This window comes from Myxococcus sp. AM011 (assembly GCF_013372595.1).
GTDB classification, from domain to species: Bacteria; Myxococcota; Myxococcia; order Myxococcales; family Myxococcaceae; genus Myxococcus; species Myxococcus eversor.
In genome coordinates this window covers 1-7,787 of sequence record NZ_JABXEM010000386.1, presented here as the reverse complement: position 1 = coordinate 7,787, position 7,787 = coordinate 1, and the positions used below count along the sequence as shown (strand labels likewise).

Below are 7,787 nucleotides of genomic sequence, written 5' to 3'. Positions count from 1 at the left end.
CCCCAGGCCCGTTCCCCATGGAACGCACGCCCCCACGCGCCTCCTTATAAGGACAGCATCCGAGCAGCCTCCATCCACCACCCGAATCCAGGATGCGAACGCCCGGTCGGCCGGGTTCTGGACGTAGGAAATCTTGCGTCCGAGTCTTCGGAATCCGGCCTTCCGGCTTGCTTGGACGCCCTCGAAAAGAGTCGTCGGTCCAGGAGCGCCGTGAATTTGATCCAACACCGAATCGCGTGCTAGCAGCGGATCAGCGTGCAGTCGTGCACCGCATCACGCACGGCGCCTGGCTCTCCGCCGGGCAAGAGAGAGGATGGGGCTCGTGGGTCGAATCATCTGCATCTCCAATCAGAAGGGTGGCGTGGGGAAGACCACCACCGCCATCAACCTCGCCGCGAGCCTCGCCTCCGCCGAGCGCCGCACGCTCCTCGTCGACATGGACCCGCAGGGCAACGCCGGCAGCGGCCTGGGCCTCAAGCAGGACAAGCTCCACGGCACCATCTACGACGCGCTCCTCAATGGCCGCCCCATGAAGGAGCTCTTCCACCCCACCGAGCTGCGCTACCTCCAGGTCGTCCCCGCCACGCCCGACCTCACCGGCGCCGAGGTCGAACTCGTCAACCTGGAGAACCGCGAGTTCCGCCTCCGCGACGCCCTGCGCCCCCTGGCCTCCGAGTTCGACTACATCATCATCGACTGCCCGCCCTCGCTCGGCCTGCTCACCCTCAACGCCCTGTCCGCCGCGGACTCCGTCCTCATCCCGCTCCAGTGCGAGTACTACGCGCTCGAGGGCCTCTCCCAGCTCACCCACACCATCGACCTGGTGAAGCAGGGCCTCAACCCCGACCTCAAGATGGAGGGCATCCTCCTCACCATGTTCGACGCTCGCGCCAACATCGCGCACCAGGTCGTCGACGAGGTGCGCGGCTACTTCAAGGAGCAGGTCTTCCAGGTCGTCGTCCCACGCAACGTGCGCCTGTCCGAGTGCCCGTCCTTCGGCAAGCCCATCATCCTCTATGACATCAAGTCCAAGGGCTGCGAGAGCTACCTCGCCCTCGGCCGCGAGCTGATGAAGCGCGACACTCCCAAGACGCCCCGCCGGCGGGTGGCGTGAAGCCCTCCGCTCGCGGCACTGGAGTCATGACTTGGTGAAAGCAGACACGCAGAAGCGCGCCCTCGGTCGTGGGCTCTCCGCACTCATCCCCCAGGCCGCTCCTGGCAAGGCCGCCGAACAGGCCGCCCTCAAGGCCGGCGTCCTCAAGCTTCCCATCGAAGCCATCCACCGGGACAAGGACCAGCCCCGGCGCTACTTCGATGAGGAGAAGCTCAAGGAACTCACCGAGTCCATCAAGACGCAGGGCATCCTCCAGCCCATCCTCGTCCGCAAGGACGGCGACGGCTACAAGCTCATCGCCGGCGAGCGCCGGTGGCGCGCCTCCCAGGCCGCGGGCCTCAAGGAAGTGCCCGCCATCGTCAAGGACGTCACCGAGGTCCAGGCCTTCGAGCTGGCCCTCGTCGAGAACCTCCAGCGCGCGGACCTCAACCCCATTGAAGAGGCCGAAGGCTACAAGCGCCTGACGGACGAGTTCCGCCTCACGCAGGAGCAGGTCAGCCAGCGCGTGGGCAAGGAGCGCTCCACGGTGGCCAACGCGCTGCGCCTGCTCGCGCTGCCCGCCGACGTGAAGCTGATGGTGGCGGATGGCTCGCTGAGCATGGGCCACGCGCGCGCCCTGTTGGGCGTCCCCCGCCTGCCCGAGCTTCAAAACCTGGCCAAGCAAGTGGCCGAGAAGAAGCTGTCCGTGCGTGACACGGAGCGGCTCGTCCAGCAGAGTCGCACCCACGGCAAGAAGGATGCGGGCAAGACGCCGCCGAAACAGAGCCCGCAGGTGAAGTCCTTGGTGGAGGAGCTCCAACGTCGCTTGGGAACCAAGGTCCGGTTGACCGAACGAAGTCCCGGAAAGGGCACCATCGAGGTGGACTTCTTCTCCTACGATGACCTGGACCGGCTGTTGAAGCTGCTCAGGAAGGAGTAGCGCGTGGCGCTCCTTGGCGGGAAGAAAGACGAAGCACCCAGCAAGCCCCTGTTCAGGCGGGAGGAGGAATCCGTGTCGCAGCGCTCTGGTGAGGTTCATACGCTTCTGGGCAAGGGAAGCGAGTTCGAGGGGAAGCTCACCTTCGAGGGACAGGTCCGCATCGACGGAAAGTTCCAGGGGCAGATCATCACCAAGGACGTGCTCGTCATTGGGGATGGCGCCAAGGTCCAGGCCGAAATCCAGGCCGGCACCGTCATCATCAACGGTCAGGTCGAAGGCAACGTGAAGGCCACCCAAATCATCGAGCTCAAGACTCCGGGCCGGGTGAAGGGGAACCTCGAGACGCCGTCGCTGTCCATGGACAAGGGCGTCATCTTCGAGGGCACGCTGAAGATGGAGAACATCGGCGGCAATGCCCCCGGGTCGCGTCCTCCTCCTCCTGGCGGCGAGTCGAAGAAGTAGGTGCGTCAGCGCGCGCACATCGCGCCAGCCCTGGTGCTGGCGCTGTCGCTGCTGCCCGGTTGCAAGGGCTGCAAGGACGAGGGGGCCGACTCGGACTCCCTCTCCGCGGATGGCGGCGCGCAGACCCCGCGCTCCGGCGTGAAGGTCCCCCTGCCGGACGGTTGGTCCGCGCAGGTCGCTCCCGATGACAGCTTCCAGGCGGGCCCGCCCGGCCGCCCGGTGCTGCGCGTGGACCTGCGCCGGGGCCAGGGCGAGCAATTGCCCACCGTGGATGCCCTGGCGGACCGCGTGCGCGAGGAGTCGAAGACCTTCGAGGTGTCACTGGACCAGGAAGAGTCCAAGGACACCTACTCGCTCCTGCGCGTGACGATGGCGCCGAAGCTCGGAGACGGTGGCGTTGGCCTCCAGGCTCCCGCGCTCTTCGGTGCCCGCCGCGTGGGCAATGACTTGTTCCTCTGCGCCACGCTGCCCGGCGCCTCGCCGGAAGACGTCCGGCTGGCCACCGAGGCGTGCCGCGAAATCGAAGTGCAGTCCAAGTAGCCTGCGCGGCTCCTCTCGGAGGACTGTGAGGCGCCTCCTCGTCACGCGAGCGAGCCGCCGAGCCCTTGCGTGGGCCCATGTCCTCGCGCGGCGTGCTCGCCCGAGCACTGGACCTCCAAGGTCCATCCGCACAGTGGAACGCACCCGGTTCTCCGGAGTCGTGGGTCGCAACCAGGCGCGGGCGTGGCAAGGTTTGCCCCGGAGGTGGTCATGGACGACTGGCGAGCGAATCTCATCGAGGACGACGCGGGCGTGCGGCAGGTGCTGGAGCGCTCCCGGCGGGTGGCGGTGCTGGGCATCCGTTCGGAGGCGCAGGCGCACAAGCCGGCGTACTCGGTGCCAGCGTTCCTCCAGAAACATGGCTACGACATCGTCCCCGTGTCGGTGCACGGCGAGACGCAAGCCATCCTCGGCCGGCCCGTGTACTCCGCCGTCGCGGACATCCCCGGGGACGTGGACCTGGTGCAGGTGTTCCGTCGCCCCGAGGACATCGACGCGCACGTGCCGGATTTGCTCGCCAAGAAGCCGCGCGCCGTGTGGTTCCAGCTGGGCATCCGCAATGACGCGGCGGCGGAGAAGCTGGCGCGCGCCGGCATCCGCGTCGTTCAAGACCGGTGCATGAAGGTGGAGCTGAACCACGTGCTGCAAGAGCGTCAGCTCGGTGGCGCGCTCCCCACCTGACCTCCGAGAGCAGGCAGGCGTGGCGACGTGCTGAACATTCAGCGAGCGCCGGGCGTCCATCTGATTATGGATGAGAAGAGGGAGCGGAAGGCTCCGAAGTCGGGACGAGGGGTGCACTTCCGTGCACGCCGCGTCGCCATCGTCTCACGGGGACTTCCAGAATCCCTCGCGAGTCCCTAACCTTGTCGTTCCCCGGCCCGTGGTGGGTCAACACCCCAGCCCATCCTCCGGACCTCCACGCAGCGCCCCGCAAGGAGTTCCCCGCATGTCGTTCACCGGAATGCTCCCTCTTCACCTTGCCACCGTGGACCTCAGCCCCGTGGGGGAGCGGCTGTTCGCCGCGGGAGGGCTGGCCGTCACCGTGCTGGCCGCGCTGTGGTTCGCCTGGACGCGGCCCCAGCCGCAGCCCGTGCCCGTGCGCGTGCAGTCCCGTCGCAACCCCCGCCGCTAGTCGTCGGGAGGACGCCGGACCTGGTGGCCGGGTGATGCCCGACCCCAGGTCCGAGCCCGTGGAACTCAGCCGCGCTTGAGCGCGAGGGACAGGGCGAAGTCACCCGCTCCGTCGGTCCACCACGCCGCCAGTCCCAGCCCCGCCGCGTCCAACTCTTCTTCGACGCGCGCCTGCTCGAACTTGCAGCTCACCTCCGTGCGCAGCACCTCGCCCTCGGTGAAGTCCACCCGACGCTTCAGGGAGGACAGCCAGACGGACTGCGTGCGCTGCGACACCAGCCGCATCTCCACCCAGGAGTTGTTCTCGTCGAAGGGCGCGATGTGCTGGAACGCGTCCGGGTTGAAGTCCGCGCCCAGCTCGCGGTTGAGCACGCGCAGCACGTTGCGGTTGAACTCGGCCGTCACCCCGGCGCTGTCGTTGTAGGCGGCGAACAGCCTGTCCCGGTCCTTGATGAGGTCGGTGCCCAGGAGCAGGCCGTCGCCGGGCTGCAGGCCCGCGGACAGCTCGCGCAGGAAGCGCGCGCGCTCCAAGGGCTTCAGGTTGCCGATGGTGCCGCCCAGGAACGCCACCAGCCGGCGTCCACCCGCGGGCAGACGGGACAGGTGGTGCTCGAAGTCACCCACCACCGCGTGCACGGTGATGCCCGGGTACTCGCGCGCCAGCGTCGCCGCCGCGCGGCGCAGGAAGGCCTCGCTCACGTCGAAGGGCACGAAGCGCGAGAGCTGCCCGGCCTCTTCCATCGCGTCCAGGAGCAGGCGCGTCTTCTCGCTGGTGCCGCTGCCCAGCTCGATGAGCGTCGTCGCGCCGCTCAGCCTCGCCACGTCGCTGGCGTGGGCCAGCAGGATTTCCCGCTCGCGCCGCGTGGGGTAGTACTCCGGCAGGCGGGTGATGTCGTCGAAGAGCTGGCTGCCCCGCTCGTCATAGAGCCACCGGGGTGACAGCTCCTTGGGTGAGCAGCACAGCCCCTGGAGCGCTTCCTGCCGCAGCGCGCGCTTGGCGTCGCCCGGCTTCACATACACCTCCACCTTCACCCCGGGAACGCCCCGCGTCCCCTCGCCCGAAGTCGTCTCCGCTGGCTCTACTGTCGACCGCATCGCTTCACCTCACACCTCTGACGCACAACGAAAGCCAGCGAAAATCTGCCGGCGGATGGGGTAATCCCAGTTGCGAAAGCCATTGCGTACCGCCACGGGCGCGCTCGCCCAGGCACCTCCTCGAAGCACCTTGTAGCCGTCGCCAAAGAAGACCTCCGAGTACTCGCGATAGGGGTATGCGCGGAAGCCCGCGTAGGGCTGGAAATCGCTCGCCGTCCATTCCCAGACATCTCCCAACAAGCCCCAGACACCGTCGCGGCTGACGCCCTCCGGATGACTGCCCAGCAGCGCGGGCCCCCATCCGTCGCCGCCCAGGTTGGCGTGCGCATGCGTGGGCACATCGTCACCCCACGGGTGCTCGCGCGCGACACCATCCGTGCCGCGTGCCGCCGTCTCCCACTCGGCCTCCGTGGGCAGCCGTCGTCCCGCCCAGCGCGCATAGGCGTCCGCTTCGTACCAGCACACGTGCTGCACCGGCTCGTTCGAGGGCAGCGGCTCCACCCTTCCGAAGCGCCTGCGCAGCCAGCGTCCGCCCTGCTGCGGCAGCCAGAACTGCGGATGGCGCAACTGCTCCGCGCGCACGAAGTCCCAGCCCTTCGGGTGCCACCAGCGCGCGTCGTCGTAGCCACCGGACTCGACGAAGGCCAGGTAGTCCCCGTTGGTGACGGGGTGCGCGTCCAGGAGGAAGGGCGCCACCTCGCGCGCGTGCGCGGGCTTCTCGTTGTCGTAGGCCCATGGTGATTCGCTGCCCAGGCGCGCGGTGCCGCCGGAGATGAAGACGGGCTGCCGGGAGACGGGCACCGGACGAGGGTGTGGCCGCGGCGAGACGATGCGGTACTCCACGTCCGTCATCAGTTGCAGCGTGGCGGCGAGCGTCTCCGCGTGCTGCTGCTCGTGCTGCGCCACCATCCCGAAGACATAACCCCCCACGAGCAGCGGCGCCTCGCTGTCCTCGGGCACATGGTCCGCCAGGTGTGCTCGCACGGCCTCTCGCACGCGCGCGGCGTAGGCGAACGCGGACTCGGGCGGCAGGAGCGGCAGCATGGCGCGCGTGCGCCGGGGGTGCTGGAAGGCGTCGTAGATGGCGTCGAAGGCCGGGTCCGTCAGCGCGGGTGCGCCGAGCGCGCGCAAGAGCCACTGCTCTTCATAATTGGCGACGTGCGCGACGTCCCAGATGAGCGGTGACATCAAGGGCGAGTGCTGGTTCATCAGCACGTGCTCCGGCAGGCCGGAGAGCATGCGCAGCACCCGCGCGCGCGCGGTCTCCAACTCGGCCCAGGCCCGAGCCTTCCAGGTCCTCCCCGGGCCTCCGTGGAGGTGTCGTGTCAACGAGTTGTCCGTCGTGCGGGACATGGCGCCTCAAGCTAGGGAGTGGAAGGGCGCGCGGGAAAGTCCCGGGCCCCTGGGGCCCGAGACACTCGTGCGGGAATGTACGTTTCCGTGGTGAGCGGTCAACCTGGCCGGTCCTTCGTCACCTCGCCGCCACCCCACCCGTGACATCCGCCCACGCCTCGCGTGCACGCCAGGCCGCGCGAGTGAGTGAATCCTCCCCGGCGGGATGCGTGACGAAGCCCGAGCGCACGCACGATTCTGTCCACTATCGCCGTGTCGAACGGGACACCGGGTCGCCGTGAGGGGGAGGGGGACTCTATGCTGTCCACCATGGCCAGCAGCATCGCGAAGCACAGCTCCGTGCTCGTCGTGGAGGACGAGGACGACATCCGTGCAGCCATCGCGGAGATTCTCGAGAGCGAGGGCTACGAAGTCACCATCGCGACCAATGGGCGCGAGGCGATGGAGGAGCTCTCCGACGTGCGCTACGTGCCGCGCCTCATCCTGCTCGACTTGATGATGCCGGAGATGAACGGGCATGAGTTCCTCGCGCGTCGCCAGGCGATTCCCCGACTGCGCAACGTGCCGGTGATGGTGCTCACCGCCGTCACCACGGACATTCCCCCCGGCGCCAACGGCCTCCTGCGCAAGCCCTTCTCCGTGGAGGAGTTGCTGGACGCCGTGCGGAGCATGCTGCCCATCGCCGCGTGAGTGACGCCGCGCGCGCACCGGGTGCTCACGGCTCGCGCTCCAACGACAGCAGCGTGAGCGTGCGCGAGCGGTCGTCCCACGCGTAGTCCAGGACGAGCCCGTGGCGCGGCACCTCGTGGCGGCCGGTGCCGCTCGCCTCGTTTCGCGGCTCGCGCACCAGGCCGTCTCCCAGCCGCTCCAGCGCGCCCTGGAGCGCGCCGAACGTCTCCGCGCTCATGCGGCCCACCTCTCGCCACGCCTGGGGCGAGTAGTGGATGCGGTGCGGTCCTGGGAGGCGGGGGCGGGACTGCGGCATGTTCCGGGGGCGACGTTCCTTTCGGTGTCACCCCCTGCGATTGCCGTGCCCGCGCGGATCCACCGGTCCTTCCCCTCGGAGTGCGGGGTGGATGCTTCGGGTCTGGAAGGAGTTACCGAAGCCATCCCATGCGGGGCGGAAGAAACGACGGGCGTCGAGGGGTCCTCCGCCCGAGCGTGGGGCGAGGG

Annotated in this window: 10 protein-coding genes; 7 read left to right on the top strand and 3 right to left on the bottom strand. The window is 68.6% G+C overall.

All coding sequences use genetic code 11. The features are described from left to right. The first annotated feature begins 322 nt into the window (after window positions 1-322). From HUW62_RS44025 to HUW62_RS44000, 6 genes are all read left to right on the top strand, one after another. Window positions 323-1,114, top strand: coding sequence for a ParA family protein (locus HUW62_RS44025; protein WP_141642456.1), 792 nt, complete (start codon window positions 323-325; stop codon window positions 1,112-1,114). Window positions 1,115-1,145: 31 nt separating this feature from the next. After that, complete coding sequence (locus tag HUW62_RS44020) at window positions 1,146-2,033, top strand: ParB/RepB/Spo0J family partition protein (protein ID WP_163868622.1); 888 nt, start codon at window positions 1,146-1,148, stop codon at window positions 2,031-2,033. A gap of 3 nt (window positions 2,034-2,036) precedes the next feature. Next, entirely contained in the window at window positions 2,037-2,495 is a 459-nt protein-coding gene (bacM, locus tag HUW62_RS44015) for a bactofilin BacM (RefSeq protein WP_163868621.1), read from the top strand. Then, window positions 2,496-3,035 carry a hypothetical protein gene (locus tag HUW62_RS44010; protein WP_163868620.1) on the top strand — a complete coding sequence of 180 codons (540 nt, stop codon included), beginning with the start codon at window positions 2,496-2,498 and terminating at the stop codon, window positions 3,033-3,035. Between the two features lie 210 nt (window positions 3,036-3,245). Then, a complete protein-coding gene (locus tag HUW62_RS44005; RefSeq protein ID WP_176437857.1) occupies window positions 3,246-3,716 on the top strand; it encodes a CoA-binding protein in 471 nt (156 codons plus the stop codon). A gap of 265 nt (window positions 3,717-3,981) precedes the next feature. Then, on the top strand, window positions 3,982-4,167 hold the full coding sequence (locus HUW62_RS44000) for a hypothetical protein (RefSeq protein WP_163868618.1): 186 nt from the start codon (window positions 3,982-3,984) through the stop codon (window positions 4,165-4,167). Between the two features lie 65 nt (window positions 4,168-4,232). On the opposite strand, the gene egtD is transcribed toward HUW62_RS44000, so the two are convergent. Then, a complete protein-coding gene (gene egtD, locus HUW62_RS43995) occupies window positions 4,233-5,261 on the bottom strand; it encodes an L-histidine N(alpha)-methyltransferase (protein ID WP_163868617.1) in 1,029 nt (342 codons plus the stop codon). 9 nt (window positions 5,262-5,270) lie between these two features. Then, on the bottom strand, window positions 5,271-6,614 hold the full coding sequence (gene egtB / locus HUW62_RS43990) for an ergothioneine biosynthesis protein EgtB (RefSeq protein ID WP_176437856.1): 1,344 nt from the start codon (window positions 6,612-6,614) through the stop codon (window positions 5,271-5,273). Between the two features lie 297 nt (window positions 6,615-6,911). On the opposite strand from egtB, the gene HUW62_RS43985 reads away from it, so the two are divergent. After that, entirely contained in the window at window positions 6,912-7,304 is a 393-nt protein-coding gene (locus HUW62_RS43985) for a response regulator transcription factor (RefSeq protein ID WP_163868615.1), read from the top strand. A gap of 25 nt (window positions 7,305-7,329) precedes the next feature. Here HUW62_RS43985 and HUW62_RS43980 read toward each other — a convergent pair whose 3' ends face one another. Further along, entirely contained in the window at window positions 7,330-7,599 is a 270-nt protein-coding gene (locus HUW62_RS43980) for a hypothetical protein (protein ID WP_240356815.1), read from the bottom strand. Window positions 7,600-7,787: the final 188 nt, after the last annotated feature.

Excerpts from the sequence above, each read along its gene's own strand:
- HUW62_RS44005 (WP_176437857.1), top strand. The coding sequence starts at position 3,246 with ATGGACGACTGGCGAGCGAATCTCATCGAGGACGACGCGGGCGTGCGG.
- HUW62_RS44000 (WP_163868618.1), top strand. The coding sequence starts at position 3,982 with ATGTCGTTCACCGGAATGCTCCCTCTTCACCTTGCCACCGTGGACCTC.
- egtD (WP_163868617.1), bottom strand. The coding sequence starts at position 5,261 with ATGCGGTCGACAGTAGAGCCAGCGGAGACGACTTCGGGCGAGGGGACG.
- egtB (WP_176437856.1), bottom strand. The coding sequence starts at position 6,614 with ATGTCCCGCACGACGGACAACTCGTTGACACGACACCTCCACGGAGGC.
- HUW62_RS43985 (WP_163868615.1), top strand. The coding sequence starts at position 6,912 with ATGCTGTCCACCATGGCCAGCAGCATCGCGAAGCACAGCTCCGTGCTC.
- HUW62_RS43980 (WP_240356815.1), bottom strand. The coding sequence starts at position 7,599 with ATGCCGCAGTCCCGCCCCCGCCTCCCAGGACCGCACCGCATCCACTAC.